We start from the raw sequence: 24,952 nt of genomic DNA on the forward strand, positions 1-24,952 counted from the left end.
CTCAAACCCCTCGCCATAAACTCCGAGGGCATTTGTCACGGAGACAAAACAGAATGGGTCGACAGACTGTATTGCTCGCATGATAGTCTCGGCATAGCGCCTACTGCACACACACATCACGACATTGCGCTCAGACTTCGTGTACCAGCCTTCTCCAGACAGCACCGTAACTCCGAAACCTTCTTCTGCTATGCGGTCAGCTATGGCGGAATAGTTGCGTGAGAAGACCTTGAACTCCACTGCCTGGCAGAGTTTTCGCATGAAATAGTCGAGTGTCATGGCTGCCACCACAAGGAGTATGAAGCCGAATATAATACGCTGCACATCATGGAAAATGAAATAGCTGCTGCTGACAATGATGATATCGCAAATCATCATCATCTGTCCCAAGGAGACATTCATGTACTTGTTGACAATGGCAATGATTATGTCAGTTCCTCCGGTGGAGCCGTTGTTATAGAAACAGATTGCAAGTCCGAGACCTTCCAAGATACCCGACAGCACGCACGCCATGAACAGTTCGTTGCCGAGAATCTGCGGCAATTGGTGAGTAACGGGGTCTCTCAGAAGAGGGTCAAGGACTGTCAGCCACATCGTGATACTGCCAAAGCCGAAAAGCGACTTGATACAGAAATTAAGTCCGAGAATCCTTGCTCCGAAAAGTAAGAAAGTGATGTTTATCAGTGCGTAGCTTATCGGCACCTGCAGTCCTGTGGCATAGTAAATCAAAGCAGAGATACCCGCCACACCGCCTGTGGTAAGCTGATACGGGAGCATGAACAGCTCAACACCAATAGCGTACATGAATGTGCCCACAAGAACCATGAAGTAGTCGTGCACTTCCTTCAGGATTCTTTTCTTGTTCAACATTTCCTTGGTCAACATAACCGGTTGTTTTTATTGTTTTGTCTTTTTGGAAAAGAGGAAAGGATGCCAAAGCAACCTTTCCGTTCTTGTTTCTTTATCAGGTTACAACATGATGCATCATGATTAATCATGACAAACCATGACAACCTCAGCGCATCATGACAACTATTTCACCACAATGTTTATGATTCTTCCAGGCACAACGATGATTTTGACAATCTGCTTGCCGTCAGTGTATCGTGCCGTGCGCTCATCAGCAAGAGCCGCCTTCTCAGCGTCCTCCTTGGAAATGCCCGCAGGAAGCTGGATGGTGAAGCGTGTCTTTCCGCAGAACTGCACAGGCATTGTTATCTCTGAATCAACCATCTTCTTCTCGTCCCATACAGGCCACTGTGCATCACAGACAGTGGTTGTCTCGCCAAGAGCAGCCCACAATTCCTCGGCGATATGAGGAGCGAAAGGCGCAAGAAGGATGACAAGCTCTTTCAAGACAGCCTTGTCACGGCATTTTGAGAGTTCACCGACAGCAATCATGAATGCAGCAATTGATGTGTTGTAAGAGAACTGCTCGATGTCCTGTGTCACTTTCTTTATGAGCTTGTGCAGAGACTTCTCCTGCTCGGCAGTCGCTTTTGCCTCAGCGTCAGGCATGAAATTGCCCTCACGGTCATAGAAAAGTCCCCAGAACTTCTTCAGGAAGCGGTGGCATCCGTCTATGCCGTTGGTGTCCCATGGCTTGGACTGCTCGACAGGGCCGAGGAACATCTCGTAAAGACGCAGTGTGTCAGCACCATATTTCTCGACAATCATGTCAGGGTTGACAACATTGTACATGGACTTTGACATCTTCTCCACAGCCCATCCGCAGACATACTTTCCTTCATCGTTAAGTATGAATTCCGCATCGTTGTACTCCGGACGCCATGCCTTGAAAGCCTCAACGTCAAGGACATCGCCCGAAACGATGTTCACATCCACATGGATTGGTGTGACATCCAAGCCTTCTTTCTTGTCAAAAGACACAAAAGTGTTGGTGTCCTTTATGCGGTAAACAAAGTTTGAGCGTCCCTGAATCATGCCCTGATTGACAAGTTTCTTGAACGGCTCCTCCTGCTTTGACACACCGAGGTCGAAGAGGAACTTGTTCCAGAAGCGTGAATAGATGAGATGACCTGTGGCATGCTCCGAACCGCCGACATAGAGGTCTACATTCTGCCAGTAGCTTGCAGCATTCTCGCTGACAAGGCACTCGCTGTTCTTCGGATCCATATAGCGGAGGTAATATGCAGAAGAACCTGCAAAACCTGGCATGGTATACAGTTCGATAGGGAACACAGTCTTCTCGTCCACAAGAGCCTTGTCGACAATCTTCTTGTTCGCCTCATCCCACGCCCACAACTGTGCATTGCCCAAAGGCGGCTCACCTGTGGCAGTAGGCTTGAAGTCCTTCACCTGCGGAAGCTCGATAGGGAGACATTCCTCATGTATCATTGTCGGCACACCGTTCTTGTAATACACAGGGAACGGCTCGCCCCAATATCTCTGACGGGAGAAGATGGCGTCACGCAGACGATAGTTCACCTTCACACGTCCGAGGTTATGCTCGGAGACAAACTTCTTGGTGGCAGCGATAGCCTCCTTGATTGTCATGCCGTTAAGTGAGAATCCTTCGAATGCAGTCTTTCCCGGCATTGGGGAGTTCATCACGATACCCTCTTTCGCATCATAAGACTCCTCACTCACATCCGCACCTTCGACAAGTGGGATTATAGGCAGATTGAAATGCTTAGCGAAAGCATAGTCGCGTGAGTCATGGGCAGGGACAGCCATAATAGCTCCTGTACCATAACCTGCAAGCACATATTCTGAGATGTAAATCGGACATTTGTCACCGGTGATAGGGTTTATTCCGTATGCTCCGGAGAACACACCTGTCACAGTATGGTCTATCATGCGCTCACGCTCCGTGCGGCTCTTCACATACTTTATGTACTCCTCTACCTCTGCCTTCTTGTCCTCTGTGGTGACAAGACTGACAAGGTCACTCTCAGGAGCGAGGACAAAGAATGTCACACCGAACATTGTGTCGGCGCGTGTGGTGAAGATTGTGAAACCATTCTCCGTTCCGTCAACCTTTATCTGTACCTCTGTGCCTTCGCTTCTGCCAATCCAATTGCGCTGTGTCTCCTTGATTGACTCGCTCCACTCCACAGTCTCAAGACCGTCAAGCAGCCTTTGGCTGTATGCAGAGACACGGAGACACCATTGGCGCATCTTCTTCTGCTCCACAGGGAATCCGCCGCGGACAGACACTCCGTCGACAACCTCGTCATTGGCAAGCACAGTTCCGAGACCGGCACACCAGTTGACCATTGTCTCACCCATAAAGGCGATGCGGTAGTTCATGAGGATGTCGGACTTTTCCTTCTCTGTCTTTGCGTTCCACTCCTCAGCAGTGAACGACATTTCCTCACTGCAAGCAACATTCAGCCCCTCTGTGCCTTTTACAGCGAAAGCCGCCTCCAATTCAGAGATAGGACGTGCCTGCTGGGAAGCGTTGCAATAGTAGCTGTCAAACATCTTTTGGAAAGCCCACTGCGTCCAATGGTAGTAATCCGGAGTGCAGGTGCGTATCTCACGGCTCCAGTCAAAGCAGAAGCCTATCTTGTCAAGCTGTTCGCGGTAGCGGCCGATGTTGTCGAAAGTTGTCTTCTCAGGATGCTGCCCTGTCTGTATGGCATACTGCTCTGCAGGAAGACCGTAGGCGTCGTAGCCCATAGGGTTGAGTACATTGAAGCCCTGCAGGCGCTTGAAGCGTGCATAGATGTCACTGGCGATATATCCCAGCGGATGACCGACATGGAGTCCCGCTCCCGAAGGATAAGGGAACATGTTGAGCACATAAAATTTCTTCTTGTTCTCATCCTCGCAGACCTTGTAAGTGTTGTTCTTCACCCATTCCGCCTGCCATTTTTTCTCGATTTCTCTGAAGTTATATTCCATTGCTTTTGTTTTGTTGTTTTCGCATTACGGTTGCAGGAAGCCACCCAACGGCACACGCGTCATCGCTTGTGGCAGTCCCCGAAAAGGCACATCCCCGTTATAAACGATAACGGCAATGCACCTTGTTTATTTTATAATCTGTGCAAAAGTACAAAAAAATATGCAATAATACAACCTTTTGCGCAAATATCTTGCGACACACTCTTCATGGCAATCCCCAAACAGACTGTGCTGCCTGACCACATATCTTTACCCCAAAAGCATTTCAAAGAGGGTAGTTTTCAAAGTCATAAAGCTCAGTGGAGAGATAGCGTTCGCCTGTATCAGGCAACAACACAACAATCTTCTTGCCACTGTTCTCCGGACGCTTGGCAACCTCCGTAGCGGCATAAAGAGCTGCACCTGAGGATATTCCGACAAGCAGTCCTTCCTTTGCGGCAACCTCTCGCCCTGCAAGGATTGCGGCATCGTTCTCCACATCAAGCACTTCGTCGACAAGAGTAGCGTCATAAATCTTCGGCACAAAGTTCGCCCCAATGCCCTGAATCTTATGCGGACCGCTCTGGCCACCGTTAAGTATAGGCGAGGATGCTGGCTCCACAGCGACAATCTTTACAGAAGACTTCCGCTCTTTCAGGTATTTCGCCACACCGGAAATGGTTCCGCCCGTGCCAACTCCTGCCACAAAGATGTCCACTTCGCCATCCGTCTGCTGCCATATCTCCGGACCGGTCGTAGCATAATGGCGTGCCGGATTTGCCGGATTCTCAAACTGCTGAAGGATAATGCTGCCGGGAATGCTGTCACGAAGTTCCTCCGCCGCACGCACAGCACCAGACATGCCGTCCTTTCCCGCTGTCAGGCACACTTCCGCACCATAGGCTTTGACAAGGTTACGGCGCTCGACACTCATCGTCTCTGGCATGGTGAGAATCAGTTTGTAACCTTTCACGGCTGCGACAAGTGCAAGCCCCACACCGGTGTTTCCGCTTGTAGGTTCGATGATTGTTGCACCGGGCTGCAGCAGTCCTTTGCGCTCTGCATCCTCTATCATGGCGAGGGCAATACGGTCCTTCACACTTCCCCCCGGATTGAAATACTCTATCTTGGCGACAAGTGGCACGGAAAGCCCTTTCGCCATGGAAAATTTGTTGAGTTCGAGAAGAGGGGTACTTCCGATAAGCTCTGTCAGTTGTTTTGCAATCTTTGTCATAGTCAAATGCCTTTTTAATGATTCACAAATAGTTTTCCTCATGCAAAGATACAAACTTTGCTACTACATTCCAAATTCATTTTCAACGTAAAACACCTACGGAATGCTGACAAATGGACAGGCAACACCATGCTTGTCCTTAGAAAAACCAACAAAAACAGCGTAAAACCACCGATTACCATGTCCCGAGCAATACAAAACAGACTGACAGGCTTTTACGCTAACTTTTCTAAAAAATGTTGAAATTTTTGCATATATCAGAAATTTTCACGAAATTTGCACACTTACATGTAATGTAAGGCTATGGCATGCCACTGACAACAACCTGTGACAGCCGAAATAACTTGCAAAAAGAATATTACACTGAATATGAACATAGAAGAAAGAATACAGCAGGCAGCCATTGAAGCTGTCAAGACTTTGTACGGTGTAGAGCCGGAGAAGAAGAGCGTGCAACTGCAGAAGACACGCGCGGAATTTGAGGGAAACCTCACCCTTGTGGTGTTCCCTTTCGTGAAAATCGCAAAGAAAAAGCCTGAGGAGGTTGGCGAAGAGATTGGAAAAGAACTCGTTGAGCATAGCGGCATAGTGTCCGCCTACAACGTTGTGAAGGGTTTCCTCAACCTCTCTATTGCTGACAACGCATGGCGAGAGATGCTTGCAGCAATTAACGCCGATGAGCATTTCGGCGAGAAAAAGGCAACAGAGGAGAGTGACCTCGTGATGATAGAGTACTCTTCCCCTAACACAAACAAGCCTTTGCACCTCGGACATGTGCGCAACAACCTCCTCGGATGGTCACTGAGCCGTATCATGGAGGCTAACGGGCATAAGGTTGTGAAGACGAACATCGTCAACGACCGTGGCATACATATCTGCAAGTCAATGCTCGCCTGGCAGAAGTACGGCAACGGCGAGACACCGGAGACAAGCGGAAAGAAGGGCGACCACCTCATCGGCGACTACTATGTGGCTTTCGACAAGCACTATCGCGAGGAGGTGAAGAAACTCATGGCGCAGGGCATGGATGAGGAAAAGGCGAAGCAGGAGACACCGCTGATTAAGGAAGCGCACGACATGCTTGTGAAATGGGAGAACAACGACCCTGAGGTTCGTGCCCTTTGGGCTCGCATGAACGAATGGGTTTATGCCGGATTCGATGAGACATACAAGATGATGGGTGTCGGATTCGACAAGATTTACTATGAGTCACAGACTTATCTCGAAGGCAAGGAGAAGGTTGAGGAAGGCTTGGAGAAGGGCATCTTCTACCGCCGTGACGACAATTCCGTATGGGCAAACCTTACAGAGGACGGTCTGGACGAGAAACTCCTGCTTAGAAGCGACGGCACATCGGTGTACATGACTCAGGACATCGGCACTGCAAAGCTGCGCTATCAGGACTACCCTATCGACAAGATGATTTATGTCGTAGGCAACGAGCAGAACTATCATTTCCAGGTTCTCTCACTCCTCCTTGACAAACTCGGCTTCAAATGGGGCAAGGACCTTGTGCATTTCTCTTACGGAATGGTGGAGCTGCCTAACGGAAAGATGAAGTCCCGTGAGGGAACTGTGGTCGATGCCGACGAACTTATGGCTGCTATGATTGAAGATGCACGCCGTACAAGTGACGAACTTGGCAAGAATGCTGACATGACAGAAGAGGAGAAGCAGGAGATTGCACGCATCGTGGGTCTCGGAGCTTTGAAGTATTTCATCCTGAAGGTCGACGCTCGCAAGAACATGCTCTTCAATCCTGAGGAGTCTATCGACTTCAACGGCAACACAGGTCCTTTCATCCAGTACACCTATGCACGTATCCGCTCTATCCTCCGCAAGGCTGCCGAGCAGGGCATCGAGGCTAAATGCACGGACATCGCATTGGCACAGAAGGAGGTTGACCTCATACAGAAAATCAACGAGTATGCCGCCGTGGTTGCTCAGGCAGGAACAGACTATTCTCCTTCCGGCATAGCAAGCTACTGCTACGAACTGACAAAGCAGTTCAACCAGTTCTACCACGACTACAGCATCCTCAATGCTGACACAGACGAGCAGAAGCAGTTCCGCCTGCTCCTCGCACAGAACGTGGCAAAGACTATCAAGAATGGCATGGCTCTCCTCGGCATCGAGGTGCCTGAACGCATGTAACACTGTATCGGGAGGGTCATCACGACTCTCCCGATATGATATGCTTAAACAGCAAAACGCTGAACATGGACAAAATCTACAATCCACCTTCATGGCGAAACGACACAGTCCTTCCGCTGCCACCGGAGGTGAAAGCCAACGCATGGGCTGTCGACGCGGGCTGCTCAGGCAATCCCGGACCGATGGAGTACCAGTGCGTTGACCTGCAGACAGGTGCCAGAATCTTTCACTACGGACCGCTGCAAGGCACAAACAACATCGGGGAGTTCCTTGCCATTGTCCACGCTCTCGCACTCATGGAACAGAAAGGGATGACCGGCAAGGTCATCTATTCCGACTCCGTAAATGCACAGCTGTGGGTCAAGAAGATGCAGTGCAAGACAAAACTCGAGCGCACTCCACAAACGGCAAAGGCTCATGAACTTGTCCAAAGGGCAGAGCTATGGCTGCGGACACACAGCTTCCGCGTGCCCATCCTCAAATGGGACACCAAGGAATGGGGAGAAATACCTGCAGACTTCGGAAGGAAAAGCGGCTCGAAAAAGTAATGGCTGTGACTCAAGAAAGCAGTAACATCGGCTCAAACAAGCAATAACATAAAAGATAATGAATGGCATTCTCCAATGCCGGACATTATTTATATATAATACAACACACAATCAAAACATCATGACAGACAAACTGGAGATAAAGGAAGTCGCAGACATCGTGGTACGATTCTCGGGCGACTCGGGCGACGGCATGCAGCTTGCCGGCAACATCTTCTCTACGGTCTCAGCAACCGTAGGCAACGGCATTTCCACATTCCCTGACTATCCTGCTGACATCCGCGCACCGCAAGGTTCACTGACGGGTGTCTCCGGTTTCCAAGTGCATATCGGCGAGGGAGAGGTCTACACACCGGGCGACCTTTGCGACGTGCTCGTGGCAATGAACGCTGCCGCACTGAAGACTCAGTACAAGTATGCCAAGCCACAGGCGACAATCATCATCGACACTGACTCCTTCGGCAAAAAAGACCTTGACAAGGCACAGTTCCTGACTGAGGACTACCTCGGAGAGATGGGCATCGACCCTGACCGTGTCATCGCCTGCCCTATAACAACAATGGTAAAGGACTGCCTTGCCGACTCCGGAATGGACAACAAGGCTATGCTTAAGTGCCGCAACATGTTCGCACTCGGACTGGTCTGCTGGCTCTTCAGCCGCGACCTTGACCTCGTTGCCAATTTCCTGAGGGAGAAATTCGCCAAGAAACCTGCCATTGCAGAAGCAAACATCAATGTCATTCAGGCAGGATACGACTACGGACACAACACTCACTCCAACGCGACAAACGTCTACCGCATCGAGACAAAGGAGAAAGTGCCGGGACGATACATGGACATCACAGGCAACAAAGCCACAGCATACGGATTCATTGCAGCAGCAGAGAAGGCGGGACTGAAACTGTATCTCGGCTCCTACCCTATCACTCCGGCAACGGATGTGCTTCACGAACTTGCAAAACACAAGTCACTTGGCGTAACAACGGTACAGTGCGAGGACGAGATTGCAGGCTGTGCGTCAGCGATAGGAGCATCATTCGCAGGAGCACTCGCCGTGACCTCCACCTCCGGACCCGGACTCTGCCTTAAGTCTGAGGCTATGAACCTTGCCGTGACAATGGAACTTCCACTTGTCATCCTTGATGTCCAGCGCGGCGGACCGGCAACGGGACTGCCTACAAAGTCCGAGCAGACCGACCTCCTGCAGGCTCTCTTCGGACGCAACGGCGAATCTCCGATGCCTGTCATCGCGGCAACATCACCGACAGACTGCTTCTATGCAGCTTACGACGCGGCAAAAATGGCATTGGAGCACATGACTCCTGTAATCCTCCTCACCGACGCATACATCGCCAACGGCTCGGGAGCTTTCAAACTGCCTGACCTGAACGCCATGGAAGGCATTAACCCTCCTTACGTTCCTGAAGGACTGAAAGGTGAGTGGACTCCGTACATGCGTGCCGAGAACGGCACACGCTACTGGGCTGTACCGGGACGCGAGGGCTTCACACACATCCTCGGCGGACTGGAGAAGGACGACAAGACGGGCGCAATCTCCACAGACCCAGAGAACCACCACCTCATGACCATCAAACGCCAGGCTAAGATTGACAACATCAATGTGCCTGACCTCGAGGTGATTGGCGACACAGAGGACGCAGAACTCCTCATCGTGGGCTTCGGCTCCACTTACGGCCATCTGCACGCGGCAATGGACGAGATGCGCGCAAAGGGCAAGAAAGTGGCAATGGCACAGTTCCGTTACATCAATCCTCTGCCAAAGAACACTGCCGAGGTGCTCATGAAATACCCTAAGGTGGTTGTTGCAGAGCAGAACATGGGACAGCTTGCAGGCTACCTCCGCATGAAGGTTGACGGCTTCGTTCCTGCACAGTACAACCAGGTAAAGGGACAACCTTTCATCGTAAACGAACTGGTAGAGGCTTTCGAGAAACTTTGATTACAAGATCCGGAAACAGACTGCAAAGCTGAAAGAAAGAAGAAACGGTTTACAGAACACAGAAAAACAAAAACAAAAGAATAACTATGGCATTCACAGCTACAGAATATAAGAAAGGACAACCACGCTGGTGTCCGGGATGCGGCGACCACTTCTTCCTCGCATCTCTCCACAAAGCCATGGCGGAAATAGGCACAGAGCCATGGAACACTGCCGTAATCTCCGGTATCGGATGTTCTTCCCGACTGCCTCACTACATGGCAACCTACGGCATGAACACCATCCACGGACGCGCCGCAGCCATCGCCACAGGATGCAAAGTGGCAAACCCTGACCTCACAGTATGGCAGATTTCCGGCGACGGCGACGGTCTCGCTATCGGCGGCAACCATTTCATCCATGCCAACCGACGCAACATCAACCTCAACATCGTGCTCCTCAACAACCGCATCTATGGTCTGACAAAGGGACAGTACTCACCTACTTCGCCACGTGGCTTCGTCTCCAAGTCATCACCTTACGGCACTGTGGAAGAACCGTTCTACCCTGCCGAACTGTGCTTCGGCGCACGCGGTCATTTCTTTGCACGCACCGTGGCAACCGACGGAGCGCACACGGTGGAGATGCTGAAGGCTGCCAACGCTCACAAAGGCACGAGTGTGACGGAGGTTCTGCAGAACTGTGTCATCTTCAACGACGGCACACACGCAAGCGTATATAACAAGGAGGGACGCGCAAAGAACGCTATCTACCTCGAGCACGGCAAACCTATGCTCTTCGGTGAAAACCTTGAATACGGCATAATGCAGGAGGGCTTCGGACTGAAGGTAGTGAAAATCGGCGAGAACGGCATAACAGAGAACGATGTCCTCGTACATGACGCTCACTGCGCCGATAACACTCTCCACACAAAGCTCGCCCTCATGGGCAACGGCGACGGATTCCCTGTCGCCCTCGGTGTCATCCGCGATGTCGAGGCTCCTACTTATGACGATGCCGTAACAGCACAGATTGAGGAGGTGAAGGCTGCGAAGAAATACCACAATTTCGCAGAATTGCTTGAAACAAACGACATTTGGACAGTAAAATAAGCGACTGTTCTGAATTATTTTTATTATTGGTTTCGTACGGTAAACACACAATGTATCTATCATCGTGGCACACAAATGCCAGGACACCTCTATGCGGAGAACTGCATCTGTGGTGACAATACGGTATTTTTGCCTTACATCTGACAAGGTTTAGCTGTGCAGGGAACCGCATTAGCGGTTTAATACGGTAGCTTTGCATTGACGTCTGACAAGATGTATCTGTGCGAGGAACCGCGTTAGCGGTGACAATAAAGTAGCCGTGGGTCGTACCCACGGAATACAGTAACACTCTGTGCGCGACCGATTTATCGGTCGTTGTTTGGTGTCTGCCATACAATCCGTGGGTTACGACCCACGGCTACTTTATTGTCACCGCTAACGCGGTTCTTTTACACAGAGTTCTTACGCAGGATGCAAAGGTAAAGCTACTTTACTATCACCGCTAACGCGGTTCTTTTGCACAGAGTTCTTACGCAGAATGCTAAGGTAAAGCTACTTTACTATCACCGCTAACGCGGTTCTATTGCACAGAGTTCTCCGGAGGAATACGAAGGAAAACCTACAGGCTCGTCACCACTAACGCCGTTCGCAAGACAACCACCTTTGAAAAAACTCATAAGATAATGATATACAAGAGCTTTACTGATTGTCATTGTGTTTCACTGACACCAAATATATTTTTACACCAAAAGACTATATTAAAAATAATTATGTACAGGAACTTAATGTACAGAAAACTTATCACTGTGCTGTTGTCTGCCGTGGCTCTCGTCACGACAGCAACGGCACAGTCGCGTTATACGCCGGAGGCACAGCGGCTGCGCGACTCTATCCTGAGCGTAATCACAGGCTCGGAAGCCGTGGACAAAGCGCATAAAGTGCTGAACCTGAAAGACTTCAAAGGCAACTTCAACCGCGCCATGCGCAAGGCGGAGAAGATGGGCGGAGCACGCATCATCGTACCGAAGGGCGAATGGTGGAGCAACGGACCTATAAATTTCGTGTCTAATGTGACACTGGAACTGCAGGAGGGAGCCACCATAAAGTTCAATCCTGACCCGGCTCTGTACCCTCAGGTACTGACATCATGGGAGGGAACGATGCTCTACAACATCTCCCCGTTCATCTATGCAAAGGACTTGCACGACATAGCAATCGTGGGAAAAGGCACTATCGACGGCAACGCCATGAGCACTTTCGCCACATGGAGACCACTGCAGCGTGAGGGACGCAACAAGTCTCGCGACATGAACCACCGCGAAGTGCCTGTCAGTGAGCGTCGCTTCACCATGGACGACCACCTGCGCCCGCCGATGATTCAGTTCTTCGACTGCAAGAACATCACCGTGGAAGGAGTGTTCATCACCAACTCTCCCTTCTGGTGCCTGCACCTTCTGCGCTCCGAGAACATAATCTGCCGCGGCATACGCTACGACGCGAAGCTCGTGAACAATGACGGAATAGACCCGGAATACACTCGCAACCTGCTCATCGAGGACATACATTTCAACAACGGTGACGACAATGTGGCAATCAAGGCGGGACGCGACAACGACGGATGGGCGAACTCCGCCACGCCATCGGAGAACATCATCATCCGCAACTGCCATTTCAAGGGGCTGCACGCCGTAGTCCTCGGCTCGGAAATGTCGGCAGGAGTGCGGAATGTCTTTGTCGAAGACTGCGACTATTCGGGCTACTGCAAGCGCGGAATATACATAAAGACCAACCCTGACCGTGGCGGATACGTGCGCAACCTCTTTGTACGGAACTGCAAGTTTGACACGGTGGAGGACCTTTTCTTCATCACCACACAGTATGCCGGAGAGGGAAAGGACTCGGCATATCCGTCGGAAATCGACAACATCAGTATCGACGGACTCTCCTGCAACCGTGCGACGGCGGCGGCACTTGTGGTGCAGGGCACAGAAAGGAAGCCTGTCACAGGTGTCTCGCTCAGGAACATCGAAGTCGGAGAAACCAAGAACGCCATCAGCTTTGACAACTGTGAGCCGGTACTCATGCAGAATGTGCACATCGGAGGACATGCCGGAACACCGTCACAGGCTGGTGCTGGCAAGTAATATATATAATAGGTGTCCGGCAAAAGCAACTACTCTGCGAAAAAAAACAAGCAATTGAGCGAAAACCCAAGCGAGCAAGCACCGCCCGGCGGTGCGCCAACAGGAGAACATTATTCGCTGAATGGCTGCCGGCAAAAAACGGTATGGTAAACATGTCAAAGAACACTTGCCTCATTGAAAGGCGTTGCAAAGGTACAACATTTCACAAGCGATTCCAAATTCTATAGGGGTATCAATGGGGGTATGCCATACAAACCGTAACAGTTCATGTCGTACACCAAGACAATAACAAACTATCATTACAAGGAAAAAAAGATCTATTTCTATTGGTGTCCGGTAAAACGCAAACACATCTCTGATTGTGTACGCAATGTCCGGATGTTTCTGTGCAGAGAACCGCATCAGCGGTGAAAACATAGTAGATTCACCTTTGCACCGGATAAGATGCGACTGTGTACGGGAACCGCGTTAGCGGTTCCCAAGGCAAGCCCATTTTGAAGAAAAACCTGATAAGATGGCGATATATAAGAACTTTACTGATTGTCATTGTTTTTTACCGGACCAATAATTAATTTCAGAATAACACATACATCATGATTTCCGTAAAGAAAGAACTACGCCGGCTCACAATGCCCATATTCATTGACATCGCACTGGTGCTGCTGCTCGGCGCGGTGGACACCGTAATGCTCTCACAGTACAGCGATGACGCCGTGGCGGCGGTGGGACTTGACAACCAACTTGTGTCACTCGTCTTCCTCGTCTACAACTTCGTGGCAATGGGAGCGGCAATCCTCTGCGCACAGTATTTCGGCGCAGGGATGAAGACAAGGTTCGTGCAGATTGTGGGAATAGCCCTCAGCGTGAACACTCTCCTCGCCCTTCTCACCAGTACCGTGCTGTGGCTGTGGGCAGAGCCCATACTCATCGCCTTCGGACTCCGTGAGAACCTTATGGCTGACGGTGTGCTCTACCTTAAGATAACCGGCTCACTCTCCTTCTTCCAAGCCATCTCACTGACCATCAGCGGGGCACTGCGCTCCACGGGACGCCCGCTCTATCCGATGCTCGCCACTGTTGCCGTGAATCTCCTCAACATAGGCGGCAACTACGCCCTCATCTTCGGTAACTGGGGATGCCCTGCCATGGGAGTGGAGGGAGCGGCATGGGCAACGGCTGTCAGCCGCATCGTGGCGACACTCATACTACTCTGCACACTGCCTGCCCTATGGCCCGGAAAGCGGAAAATATTCACCAACCCACTGCGCATCGCCCTGCACCCAATGTACAGCATACGCCGGCAGACAACAGTCGTGAAGAACAATTTCCGACCGTTCCCTTGGGACGAGATGAAGAACCTCTTCAAGGTGGGCATACCTGCCATGAGCGAGGAACTCTCCTACGCTCTCTCGCAGATAGTCATCACCTATTTCATAAACAAACTGAGCACGGAGGCTCTTACGACAAAAATCTACTGCTCGACCGTCATCACGTTCATCATACTCCTCAGCCAGAGCATCGTGCAGGGTGGCGACATCCTCGTCGGACAGTACGTGGGGCAGCTGCGCTACCGTGCGGCGTATATCCTCGGCAACTACATCGAACGCTTTGCCATGCGCCTGACGCTCATCGTGGCGGCACTGCTCGCCATAGGCGGCAGGTTCATCCTTGAGGCACTGACCGACAACCCATGGATAATCGAGACCGGCACCTACATATTTATAATAGACTGGTTCCTCAGTATAGGTCGTGTGAAGAACATCTTTGCCTGCGGAACGCTCCGCGCTGCGGGCGATGTGGTCTATCCCGTCATCGTGGGAGTAATCTTCCAATGGACTGTCGCCGTGGGACTTGCATGGGTGATAGGCATGCCTATGGGCTTCGGTCTCCTCGGTTTCTGGGTGGCTTTCGCCCTCGATGAGAACCTCCGCGGCATCACTCTCATGCGCCGCTGGCACAGCAAGCGGTGGCAGGGAAAGGCATTTACGGCATAAGGCAAAGGATTGTTTTCTTGCATTTTATAACACGCTGTATTTCAACAATATAACAGCGACAAAACAAAAGATAACACTTTGCATGGTAAAAGGTAACGCTGTACCACACGAAAGGTAACACTTTGCATGGTAAAGTGTTACCTTTCTTTTTGCCCACCCTTATGCCTTGCTTTTCCGAGTGTCACCGGACGTTGGGAAAAGCATGAAATCATCTGTGTTTATCCGACAGCGAAAGGTATTGTTTCTTATTGTGCTGCATCCTTTCCACTAAACCTTTTAAAGTGTCGCGGAACCATTCTTGACAGATTTTCAATGGCACGTCGGTTTATAATAATTGCCTAAGGAAGTGTGACTCCGCCACAATGAACCATCAAATTGAACCGTTTCCTCTTATTATACAATATCTCAGAAAGTGTGGCTCCGCCACACCTTCCGAGACAGAAATGAATCAAGCAAACTTCCCCAAAAAAGCTATTGACTATTGCCACACCATACCTTTAGAGACATATTTGCAAGAATACCATATAACAACATGCCATATGGCTTTTTACCGGACACCAGCATAAAGCTACAATACAATATTAAATGTTTTTACACACAAATTACCAAAAATATCAAGCATTAAGTAATTTTTAACTATCACAAATCAATTTTATTAATAAATTTTTATTAATTTTGTCGCGGTTATTCGGCATGAACACCATAATACTTAACTTAACAACAACTAACTTTATGAACTTAACGATCAGACTCAAAAGGGCATTGATGCTGACTGCTGTCAGCGCCATTGCAATGGCGTCCTATGCGCAGAGTACCGTGAAGGGTACGGTGAAGGATGCTAATGGAGAGCCAATTGTCGGCGTGTCGGTGATAGTAAAAGGCACAGGCACCGGCGTCATCACTGACATCGACGGCAACTACTCCATTCCAAACGTTAAGCAAGGGCAATCCTTGACTTTCTCATCCATTGGTTTTGCAAGCCAGGAAATAAAAATTGGGGGGGGGTAAAACGACATTTAATGTGACCCTCTCGGAGGACAACAAATCGCTTGACGAGGTCGTTGTCATCGGCTATGGCACAGTGAAACGCCGCGACCTCACCGGTGCCGTGGCATCAGTGTCAGGCGAAAAGCTCGCTGCAAACCCTGTGTCCAATGTGGCTGAAGCATTGGCAGGACAGTTGCCGGGCGTCAGTGTGACATCCCAGGACGGTCGTCCGGGCGGAACAGTCTCCATACGCGTTCGCGGCGGCGGCTCTATCACGCAGAGCAACGAACCGCTGTACATCGTCGATGGTGTGCAGGTAAGCACGATCGAGGACATCGCAGCCGACAACATTGAGAGCATAGACGTGCTGAAGGATGCCGCTTCAACAGCCATCTATGGTGCACGCGGTGCAAACGGTGTCATCCTTATAACCACAAAAAGCGGCCATGAAGGCACACCGACCGTAAAGTACAACATGTACTATCAGATGAAGAAAATCCCGGAAGTGCTGGAGACGCTTGACGCATACGATTTTGTTTACAACACATGGGCATACGCGACAGCCTACAACTCGAAATATGGTGACGGTGTTGCCAAGTACTATGGACTTGGCGCACAGTATGGAAACCATCTTGACGAGTACATGAACCAAAGCGCGCACAACTACATGGAGGACGTGATGCAGACAAGCACATCATGGAACCATGACCTTTCTTTGTCCGGCGGTACGGCAAAAACAAAGTACTACACATCCGTGAACTACATGGACAGCGAAGGCATCCGTATCAACACCGGCATGTCGCGTTGGGCGGCAAACTTCAAACTTGACCAGCAGATTACAAAGACTCTGAAGGCTAACATCGACCTTCGTTACACAGAAATGAAGTTTGAAGGCACGAAATTCGATGTATCCACATCCGCTTACCGCTACCACCCTATCGACAATCCGTTGGGCGAGAAGATGGAGGACGGCTACCCTGACTCTTCAGGATTCGGTCTCGGACAGCAGAATGTCGTTCCAGGCACTGACCCTGTAAGCCAAATCAACAACTATGACGCCGTGACTTCACGCCAGCGTCTCCGTGCACGCTTCGGTCTGAACTGGCAGGTAATCAAGGGACTGACAGCCAATTCCGAGCTGACCCTCAGCCGTAACTGGAAAGAGTCAAAGACTTGGAGCGGCCCTGACAAAAACTTCGAGGCATACAGCAAGGCGGTTCTTGAGAAGGGCGACGGCTACAACGTGCGTTGGACATCGACCTTGAACTATGACTTCTCGGAGATTCTCAAGAGCGAGAAGCACAATCTTTCCATGTTGCTTGGCAACGAAGTGTTGGCAAGCAAGTCTAACACCATGTCCATCACAGGTCAGGACTACCCTGTCGAGTTTGGCATGGACGACGCTTTCGGCATGATTAACCAGACCACGACAAAGTACCCTGATTCCCACAAATACGAAATCGGCACTCCTGACCACACACTTTCTTGGTTCGGCCGTGTCAACTACTCTCTCCTTGGACGCTACTTGCTGACCGCGACATTCCGTGCCGACGGTTCTTCAAAGTTCGCTCCTAACCACCGCTGGGGCTACTTCCCGGCAGCTGCCGCCGCATGGCGCATCTCCGACGAGCCTTTCATGGAAGGCGCAAGCAAATGGCTGCACAACTTGAAACTGCGCCTTTCTTACGGAGAATCAGGCAATGACGGCATCAACTCCTCACTGTGGAAAGAGACATGGAAGCAGTCTACCGAAATCAAACTTGGCGTGACAATCCCTGTGTTCTATCCGGGCGAGATGATGGCTAACCCTGATTTGAAGTGGGAGACGACAATCTCACGCAACGTAGGTCTTGACTTCGGATTCCTTGGCAACAAGATTTATGGTTCTTTGGATGTATATTGGAACAGCACAAAGAACATCCTCATGAAAGTCCCTTGTGACGCTTCTACCGGCTATTTTTATCAGTATCAGAACGTTGGCGAGACCTCCAACAAGGGTTTTGAACTCGCTATCGGTGCTGACATCCTACGCACAAAGGACTGGTCTGTAAGGGTTAACGCCACTTACAACTACAACAAGAACAACATTGAGAAGGTCAACAAGAATGCTTTGGCTGACACCAACACCGATTGGGGCTCAACCATGAAGCAGCCTTACTACGACTATCTTATCCGCGAGGGACAACCTGTCGGAGCTATCTACGGCTATCAGTCAGCAGGCTGGTACACTGTCGATGATTTCAACTACGACCCTGCGACAAAGGTGTGGACACTGAAACCCGGCGTTCCTGACTTCGGAATCAACACAGGCTATGCCAATCCGGGACTGAAACCTGCTGAGGGACAGACAGCTATTCCGGGTATGCCGAAGTTTGTCAACCAGAACCCTGATGAGGATAATGTCGTAAACTCTGACGATGTGACTTGCATCGGCGAGGCTATGGCAAAGCATACCGGCGGTTTCAACATCAATGCACGCTACAAGCAGATAGACTTCGCCCTCGGATTCACATACCAGATTGGCGGAAAGGTCTACAACGGCAACGCCATGCACTCAATGTACGGTGACAAGGACACTAAGCTGGGAACTACGCGCCTTGCATTCGTTGCCGAGGCATGGAAGTACTACGATGTGCAGAACGGCGAACTTGTGCTTTGCGACACACCGGAAAGCCTTGCTGCCCTGAACAGCAACACTGCTTATCCTTCATACTACAATGAATATGGCATAGTGAACTCAATGTTTGTGGAGGACGCTTCTTATCTGCGTCTGAACACATTGACAATAGGTTACACATTCCCTAAGACATGGCTGAAGCACGTCGGTCTGCACAATGCCCGTGTTTATTTCACCGGAGCGAACCTGTTCTGCATCACCGGATACTCAGGTCTTGACCCGGACATCAACACAAAACCGGGCGGAAACAATGGTTTCCCTGTGCCGAACTATGACTATCTGTCTTATCCGAAGGCACGCTCATTCACATTCGGTCTTAACGTAACATTCTAAAAAACACAGAACAATATGAAAACAACAAATATATTGGCAAAAGGATTGGTGGCTGTGGCTATGGTCGCACCGTTAGTCTCTTGCAGCGATTTCTTGGACACAAGTTCGCCGTCCGTTGTGGATTCCGAATTCGTCTTTTCCAATTCCACAACAGCCGCAGCAGCTCTTGACGGAGCATATTTCAAATGGCGCGGATATGCCAACAGCCTTGTGTTCGGTGCAGGACTGTTCTATGCGACGGACATCGTGGGCTCTGACATCGAGCGCCACCCTGAGAAGTTCAGCGCACAGCCAGGACGCCATTATCCGGAGACATTCTATCAGAACGGCACATACGCAGGACAGTATGGATTGCTGACATACCAGAAGGAGAACACCGGCGGACTTTATGGCGCAATGTTTGACGTTATCGGCAAGGCAAACGCCATAATCACTGCCATGGAGAACGCTTCCAACTTCGCCGAGAAGGTGGATAATGCGACAGAACCAAACTCTATAGCGCAGATTTACGGTGAGGCAATAGCGTTGCGTGCGACAGCTTACCGCGAGCTGATAAAGTATTTCGGTGACGTTCCTTATAACGGAAAGTTCGGCGAGGCAGCAGGCGGCATCGTGTCTCGCGACTCTGTCTACGACATTCTTATCGCACAATTACGGAAGGTTGAGCCTCTGATGTATGTCAGCGGCAAGCTCCCGGGAGTGCCGGCAACAGAGAAAGACCATTTCTCACGTACATACGTTCAGGGACTTATCGGCCGTATGTGTCTTGATGCGGCAGGCTATCAGACACGCCCTAACTCCATGAAGTATGTGAATGGCAAGGGAGAACCACTCACATTCGAGAAGAAAGGCAGAGAGAACAATGGCGCATTCTATGGCCGCCGTTCAGACTGGCAGGACCTTTACAGGATTGCCAAGGAGGCTTATGCACAGTTGCTGCAGAATCCGGGTAACGTGAAGTTCTACACAACCGACCCGCGTGGCGCCGATGCACAGGGACGTGAGTACAACAACCCTTACCAGTACTTCTTCCAGCAGATGATGAACGACGATGCAGCCTATGCTGACGAGTCTATCTATGAGTATCCTATGCAGTTCGGCACAGAGTCCAACGAGCGTCCATACTCCTCAGGCCGTGTGTCAAGTGGTGCAAAGACGGCATATCCGGCAAAGAGCTACGGTCAGGCACGTATCGTCCCTGCATACTATTATGGTAAGTTTGACCCTAAGGACAAGCGTCGCGACGTGTCTGCTTGCGTTACCGGTTCTGACGGAGCAAGCCACGAGGTGCTCATCCCATTCACACCTGCATCAACCTCAAAGGGTGGCGGCATCACAATGAACAAGTTCGACGAGAACCGCCAGACCACTCCAAACTGGAAAGAGCAGCGCAAGTCCGGCATCAACGGGCCATACATGCGTATGTCCGAGATTTATCTTTCTTATGCCGAAGTATGTGCTGTACTTGGTGAGAATGGTGAGGCAAAGCGCTATCTCTCACTCATCCGCAACCGTGCGTTCAACTCTGAAGCAGAGGCTGATGTTGACGGATTCATCGCAAAGTGCGGCAGTCTACTTGACGCAATCATCGAGGAACGCGGATTTGAGTTTGCCGGCGAGGGCGACCGCCGCTGGACATTGATTCGCAATGGTGTCATCGCCGACAGAATACGCGATATGAAGAACCTTATGACAGCCATGGTCAACGGTCTGAAGACCAACGGCTACTACCGGTTCGAGAATGGCAATGTCATCTCCAACTACGTATGGACAAAGCTCGTTGACGCCAAGGGCACAAACGGCTATCGCCTTACAACACAGTGTCCTGCAGGCAAGGAGAGCGACCCTGTGCTCTATCCGGGCTGGCGCGGTCAGCACGACAACTGGGAGTCAATGGGATGCGCTGCTCCGGCAGAAGGCAAGACAAACCTTGCCATCAAGGGCTTGTTCGACCAACTTACCGATGCAGAGATTGCTGCACTTGAGGCAGACGGCTACAAGAAAGTTGACTGGGGCAAGGGCATTGTGGACAATGAAGACGAGTATGTCAAGTACTATTTCTACGATTATGACTACGAATCCGCTCCTATCTACCTATGGCCGTTCACCCCGAACACGCTGCTTTCCGGAGGATTTGCCAACATGTACGGATTCAAGCAGGATTAACCAGTCCGGCTGACGGTGTCAATCAGTTTTGACTATCTATAAAAACAAAATGTCTGAATGCAGGCTCAAACCTCGCATTCAGACATTTTTTTTCATCAAGCAATTATTGCAACAATGCTTCTGTAAAAGCACCTTACAGCTTGTCACCATACATCAAGTCGCCGGCATCCCCCAAGCCCGGCACGATGTACTTATGACTGTTCAGTTCCGGATCGATGGCACCGCAGTAGAGAGTGATGTCGTTTGACGGGAAGAACTTCTTAAGATAATCCACACCACCCTTGGCAGCAATCACGCACGCCATGATGAGCTTCTTCGGAGTCCCCTTTGTGCAGAAAGCCTCGTAGGCAAGCTCCATCGAGCCGCCCGTGGCAAGCATCGGGTCAACCAGTATCAGTGTCTTGCCCTCAAGATCGGGAGTGGCGATGTACTCTATCTTTATGCCCACGTCCGTTCCCTCCTTGTCCTTGTAGTAACGGTAAGCGGAGACAAAAGCGTTGCCTGCCTCGTCGAAGACATCAAGGAAGCCTTGGTGCAAAGGAAGACCGGCACGGAACACCGTTCCGATGACAATCTCCTCGGCAAGGACACTCGCCACAGCCTCCGCCAAAGGAGTCTGCACCGTGATGTCCTTATACTCCAACGACTTGCTTACTTCGTAAGCCATGGCATGACCTATACGCACCACATTCTGACGGAAGCGCAGACGGTCCTTCTGAACGTTCACATCACGCAGTTCACTGACATATTTGTTGATGACAGTCCTCTGCTTGCTGAAATCCACTACTTTCATTATCTATTATTGTTGACTTATGTTAGCTAATCAAAAGGTTTGAATGCAAAGTTAGTAAAATAATTTTAAAATAAAGTCCAAGTATTGTATAATTTCCAAGTTTTTCGTAATTTTGCATTCAAATAAACGCGTTCTGCCACGCCCTTCAACGGAGTGCATGGTAGCCTGTACGTGTGAACAGGAAAAACAAGTTAAAGTTTTACAAACCAATAAATTATTAAACGAAAATGGCAAATTTGGATTTGACTCAGTACGGCATCACCGGCTCAACAGTGATTGCCCACAACCCTTCCTACGAGCAGCTGTTCGAGGAAGAGACAAAGGCAGGTCTCGAAGGCTTCGAGGTAGGTAAGGACACAGAGCTTGGCGCAGTGAACGTCATGACAGGCATCTACACCGGCCGTTCACCTAAGGACAAGTACATCGTCATGGACGAGAATTCCAAGGACACAGTATGGTGGACAACAGAGGAGTACAAGAACGACAACCACCCAATGTCTGAGGAAGTATGGGCTCAGGTCAAGGAAATCGCCAAGAAGGAGCTCTGCAACAAGAACCTCTATGTAGTTGACGCATTCTGCGGTGCCAACAAGGACACACGCATGGCAGTGCGCTTCATCGTTGAGGTGGCATGGCAGGCACACTTCGTAACAAACATGTTCATCAAGCCTACAGCTGAGGAGCTTGCTGAGTTCACACCTGATTTCGTTGTCTACAACGCATCAAAGGCTAAGGTCGAGAACTACAAGGAACTCGGACTCAACTCTGAGACTTGCGTGGCATTCAACACAACAAGCAAGGAGCAGGTTATCATCAACACATGGTACGGTGGTGAGATGAAGAAGGGCATGTTCTCAATGATGAACTACTTCCTCCCACTCAAGGGCATCGCTTCTATGCACTGCTCTGCCAACTGCGACATGAACGGTGAGAACACAGCTATCTTCTTCGGTCTCTCAGGCACAGGCAAGACAACTCTTTCTACCGACCCTAAGCGTCGCCTTATCGGTGATGACGAGCACGGATGGGACGACAACGGCGTCTTCAACTTCGAGGGTGGCTGCTACGCAAAGGTCATCAACCTCTCAAAGGAGAACGAGCCGGACATCTACGGTGCTATCAAGCGCAACGCTCTCCTCGAGAACGTTACTGTTGCTGAGGACGGTACAATCGACTTCGACGACAAGTCTGTGACAGAGAACACACGTGTCTCTTACCCAATCGACCACATCAACAACATCCAGCCGGGTTCATCTGCACCTGCAGCTAAGAACGTCATCTTCCTTTCTGCAGACGCATTCGGTGTGCTCCCTCCGGTATCTATCCTCACACCTGAGCAGACTCAGTACTACTTCCTCTCAGGCTTCACAGCCAAGCTCGCAGGTACAGAGCGTGGCATCACAGAGCCAACTCCTACATTCTCTGCTTGCTTCGGCCAGGCATTCCTTGAGCTCCACCCAACAAAGTACGCTGAGGAACTCGTGAAGAAGATGCAGCAGTCAGGTGCCAAGGCTTACCTCGTGAACACAGGCTGGAACGGTACAGGCAAGCGTATCTCTATTCCTGACACACGCGGTATCATCGACGCTATCCTCGACGGCTCTATCCTCGAGGCTGAGACCAAGAAGATCCCTATGTTCGATTTCGAGGTTCCGACAGCTCTTCCTAACGTCAACCCTGCTATCCTTGACCCACGCGACACATACGCTGACGCAGCTGAGTGGGAAGAGAAGGCAAAGGATCTCGCAGGACGCTTCATCAAGAACTTCGCGAAGTACACAACAAACGAGGCCGGCAAGGCTCTTGTTGCTGCAGGTCCACAGCTCTAAGCACCACACTTTGCTAACGGCAGCAGCTTGACGGCTGTCCATGCCGACTGCAAAAGAAAGTTGAGGCCATGCCTCACTTGAAATACATCCACGGTCCGGTTTCCATAATGGAAGCCGGACCGTTCTTTTTTTTCCTTCTGACGCCTACCTGCTTGACGATACAAAAAGAAAGGGCTCTGCAGAAAACGATTCAGGTTGCAAGCCCCATGCAATGATAAAATATGGCTTTTTCAACAATGATTGGGAGGCTGCCTGCACCCTAATAACACGTGAGTTCGACGAATTTGCAACCATCCGATAGAATGAAGAAAAACGCTATCAAAGCGACAAACAGCAACATATTGTCATTATGCAAGCAAAACAAGGGAAAGCATTTGCAAATTGACGGTCATACTGCAATTTCAGCAAACCCAAAACCCAACAAACGTTAAAACACCCTTGGTTTGGTAAAAGGTAACGCTTTACCACGCAAATGGTTACCTTTTACCAAGCCAAGGGTAACCATTTGCAGTGCAAAAGGTAACCTTTCATTTTGTCAGGCATAACCTTCTGACTCACGACTGGCAAAGCAACAGGAAATGTTGCTTGGCACATCCTTTCCCAAACTGACATTATCATTGATTTTTGATTGGGACAAACAAACCTCCCCATGCCATCCTTGACATAGCACAACCACACATTTTTCTTGTACAAAATACACCCAAACCCCTTATTGTGTACGTGCACAGTGGCATTGCTTGACTTTTGTCAGTTTATACATGACAAACGAAAAAAAACATCATCTGCAACGCACACAAAACAAAAAAAGTTTATACCTTTGCATCGCATTTGGGATAAATGCATTCATTTAGGTTAGTTAGTTTGATAGATTTTTTAAGGTAAAAGATTATGTTATTAGTAAGACAATGATTTTATCAAGTCTTGATAGCGTCCGGTATAAGTGATTATGCCGGACGTTATTTATTTTTCACCGCACCCGCCGCCCAAGGAAGCCAAAGGAAAGCAAGAACCGTCCCACGGCGCGCCGTCACCCAATTTCTTGTCAGCCGAACAGTTACAATAATGCCGCGATTAGTCAAAAGACCTTAAAAAAGGTGGTAATAATATATAATTTCGATAATAAAAGATGTGAAAAGTGCGGTTTTCCGAATATTTAAATTAATTTTGCAAAGAATTAGGTGGATTCCCGGAAAATTTCCGGGCAGTTCCTCCCATTCCGACAAATGACAATTCACAAAAACAAAGTCCTACGG

General features: G+C 50.0%; 14 protein-coding genes and 1 pseudogene. 10 read left to right on the plus strand and 5 right to left on the minus strand.

Features of this window, described 5'->3' with window-relative positions; translation table 11 throughout:
- Positions 1–24: 24 nt before the first annotated feature.
- From E5358_RS15195 to cysK, 3 genes and pseudogenes are all read right to left on the minus strand, one after another.
- Positions 25–885 (minus strand): annotated as a pseudogene (locus E5358_RS15195) (YitT family protein); the annotation flags it as partial.
- Between the two features lie 147 nt (positions 886–1,032).
- On the minus strand, positions 1,033–3,870 hold the full coding sequence (gene leuS, locus E5358_RS00140; RefSeq protein WP_135938351.1) for a leucine--tRNA ligase: 2,838 nt from the start codon (positions 3,868–3,870) through the stop codon (positions 1,033–1,035).
- A gap of 265 nt (positions 3,871–4,135) precedes the next feature.
- Positions 4,136–5,083, minus strand: a complete 948-nt coding sequence (gene cysK / locus E5358_RS00145; RefSeq protein ID WP_135938352.1) for a cysteine synthase A — start codon at positions 5,081–5,083, stop codon at positions 4,136–4,138.
- A 369-nt stretch (positions 5,084–5,452) separates the two neighbouring features.
- Between cysK and argS the strand changes: the two genes are divergently transcribed.
- From argS to E5358_RS00165, 4 genes are all read left to right on the plus strand, one after another.
- Positions 5,453–7,237, plus strand: a complete 1,785-nt coding sequence (argS, locus tag E5358_RS00150; RefSeq protein WP_135938353.1) for an arginine--tRNA ligase — start codon at positions 5,453–5,455, stop codon at positions 7,235–7,237.
- A gap of 65 nt (positions 7,238–7,302) precedes the next feature.
- Positions 7,303–7,785: an RNase H family protein gene (locus E5358_RS00155; protein ID WP_135938354.1), complete on the plus strand. Its 483-nt coding sequence runs from the start codon at positions 7,303–7,305 to the stop codon at positions 7,783–7,785.
- 121 nt (positions 7,786–7,906) lie between these two features.
- A complete protein-coding gene (locus E5358_RS00160; protein ID WP_135938355.1) occupies positions 7,907–9,745 on the plus strand; it encodes a 2-oxoacid:acceptor oxidoreductase subunit alpha in 1,839 nt (612 codons plus the stop codon).
- Positions 9,746–9,831: 86 nt separating this feature from the next.
- Positions 9,832–10,836, plus strand: a complete 1,005-nt coding sequence (locus tag E5358_RS00165; RefSeq protein WP_135938356.1) for a 2-oxoacid:ferredoxin oxidoreductase subunit beta — start codon at positions 9,832–9,834, stop codon at positions 10,834–10,836.
- Positions 10,837–11,345: 509 nt separating this feature from the next.
- On the opposite strand, the gene E5358_RS14985 is transcribed toward E5358_RS00165, so the two are convergent.
- Positions 11,346–11,489 (minus strand): hypothetical protein, encoded by a 144-nt coding sequence (locus E5358_RS14985; protein WP_168354541.1) that lies wholly within the window; start codon positions 11,487–11,489, stop codon positions 11,346–11,348.
- 57 nt (positions 11,490–11,546) lie between these two features.
- Between E5358_RS14985 and E5358_RS00170 the strand changes: the two genes are divergently transcribed.
- The 5 genes from E5358_RS00170 to E5358_RS00185 all read left to right on the plus strand — a co-directional run bounded on the left by E5358_RS00170 (position 11,547) and on the right by E5358_RS00185 (position 21,077).
- Complete coding sequence (locus E5358_RS00170) at positions 11,547–12,920, plus strand: glycoside hydrolase family 28 protein (RefSeq protein WP_277821102.1); 1,374 nt, start codon at positions 11,547–11,549, stop codon at positions 12,918–12,920.
- 593 nt (positions 12,921–13,513) lie between these two features.
- Positions 13,514–14,914 (plus strand): MATE family efflux transporter, encoded by a 1,401-nt coding sequence (locus E5358_RS00175; RefSeq protein WP_135938357.1) that lies wholly within the window; start codon positions 13,514–13,516, stop codon positions 14,912–14,914.
- 732 nt (positions 14,915–15,646) lie between these two features.
- On the plus strand, positions 15,647–15,922 hold the full coding sequence (locus tag E5358_RS15200) for a carboxypeptidase-like regulatory domain-containing protein (RefSeq protein WP_277821103.1): 276 nt from the start codon (positions 15,647–15,649) through the stop codon (positions 15,920–15,922).
- Between the two features lie 13 nt (positions 15,923–15,935).
- Positions 15,936–18,911 carry a SusC/RagA family TonB-linked outer membrane protein gene (locus E5358_RS00180; RefSeq protein ID WP_277821104.1) on the plus strand — a complete coding sequence of 992 codons (2,976 nt, stop codon included), beginning with the start codon at positions 15,936–15,938 and terminating at the stop codon, positions 18,909–18,911.
- A 15-nt stretch (positions 18,912–18,926) separates the two neighbouring features.
- Positions 18,927–21,077, plus strand: coding sequence for a RagB/SusD family nutrient uptake outer membrane protein (locus E5358_RS00185; protein WP_135938358.1), 2,151 nt, complete (start codon positions 18,927–18,929; stop codon positions 21,075–21,077).
- Positions 21,078–21,210: 133 nt separating this feature from the next.
- On the opposite strand, the gene upp is transcribed toward E5358_RS00185, so the two are convergent.
- The gene (gene upp, locus E5358_RS00190) at positions 21,211–21,870 is read right to left on the minus strand and encodes a uracil phosphoribosyltransferase (RefSeq protein ID WP_135938359.1); all 660 of its coding nucleotides are present in this window, start codon (positions 21,868–21,870) and stop codon (positions 21,211–21,213) included.
- A 227-nt stretch (positions 21,871–22,097) separates the two neighbouring features.
- Here upp and pckA point away from each other — a divergent pair, with 227 nt between their 5' ends.
- Positions 22,098–23,699, plus strand: coding sequence for a phosphoenolpyruvate carboxykinase (ATP) (gene pckA / locus E5358_RS00195; RefSeq protein ID WP_135938360.1), 1,602 nt, complete (start codon positions 22,098–22,100; stop codon positions 23,697–23,699).
- Positions 23,700–24,952: the final 1,253 nt, after the last annotated feature.

It is taken from the genome of Palleniella muris, from assembly GCF_004792655.1.
Taxonomy (GTDB): Bacteria; Bacteroidota; Bacteroidia; order Bacteroidales; family Bacteroidaceae; genus Prevotella; species Prevotella muris_A.

Coding starts and splice junctions, on each gene's coding strand:
- leuS (WP_135938351.1), bottom strand. CDS start 3,870: ATGGAATATAACTTCAGAGAAATCGAGAAAAAATGGCAGGCGGAATGG.
- cysK (WP_135938352.1), bottom strand. CDS start 5,083: ATGACAAAGATTGCAAAACAACTGACAGAGCTTATCGGAAGTACCCCT.
- argS (WP_135938353.1), top strand. CDS start 5,453: ATGAACATAGAAGAAAGAATACAGCAGGCAGCCATTGAAGCTGTCAAG.
- E5358_RS00155 (WP_135938354.1), top strand. CDS start 7,303: ATGGACAAAATCTACAATCCACCTTCATGGCGAAACGACACAGTCCTT.
- E5358_RS00160 (WP_135938355.1), top strand. CDS start 7,907: ATGACAGACAAACTGGAGATAAAGGAAGTCGCAGACATCGTGGTACGA.
- E5358_RS00165 (WP_135938356.1), top strand. CDS start 9,832: ATGGCATTCACAGCTACAGAATATAAGAAAGGACAACCACGCTGGTGT.
- E5358_RS14985 (WP_168354541.1), bottom strand. CDS start 11,489: ATGACAATCAGTAAAGCTCTTGTATATCATTATCTTATGAGTTTTTTC.
- E5358_RS00170 (WP_277821102.1), top strand. CDS start 11,547: ATGTACAGGAACTTAATGTACAGAAAACTTATCACTGTGCTGTTGTCT.
- E5358_RS00175 (WP_135938357.1), top strand. CDS start 13,514: ATGATTTCCGTAAAGAAAGAACTACGCCGGCTCACAATGCCCATATTC.
- E5358_RS15200 (WP_277821103.1), top strand. CDS start 15,647: ATGAACTTAACGATCAGACTCAAAAGGGCATTGATGCTGACTGCTGTC.
- E5358_RS00185 (WP_135938358.1), top strand. CDS start 18,927: ATGAAAACAACAAATATATTGGCAAAAGGATTGGTGGCTGTGGCTATG.
- upp (WP_135938359.1), bottom strand. CDS start 21,870: ATGAAAGTAGTGGATTTCAGCAAGCAGAGGACTGTCATCAACAAATAT.
- pckA (WP_135938360.1), top strand. CDS start 22,098: ATGGCAAATTTGGATTTGACTCAGTACGGCATCACCGGCTCAACAGTG.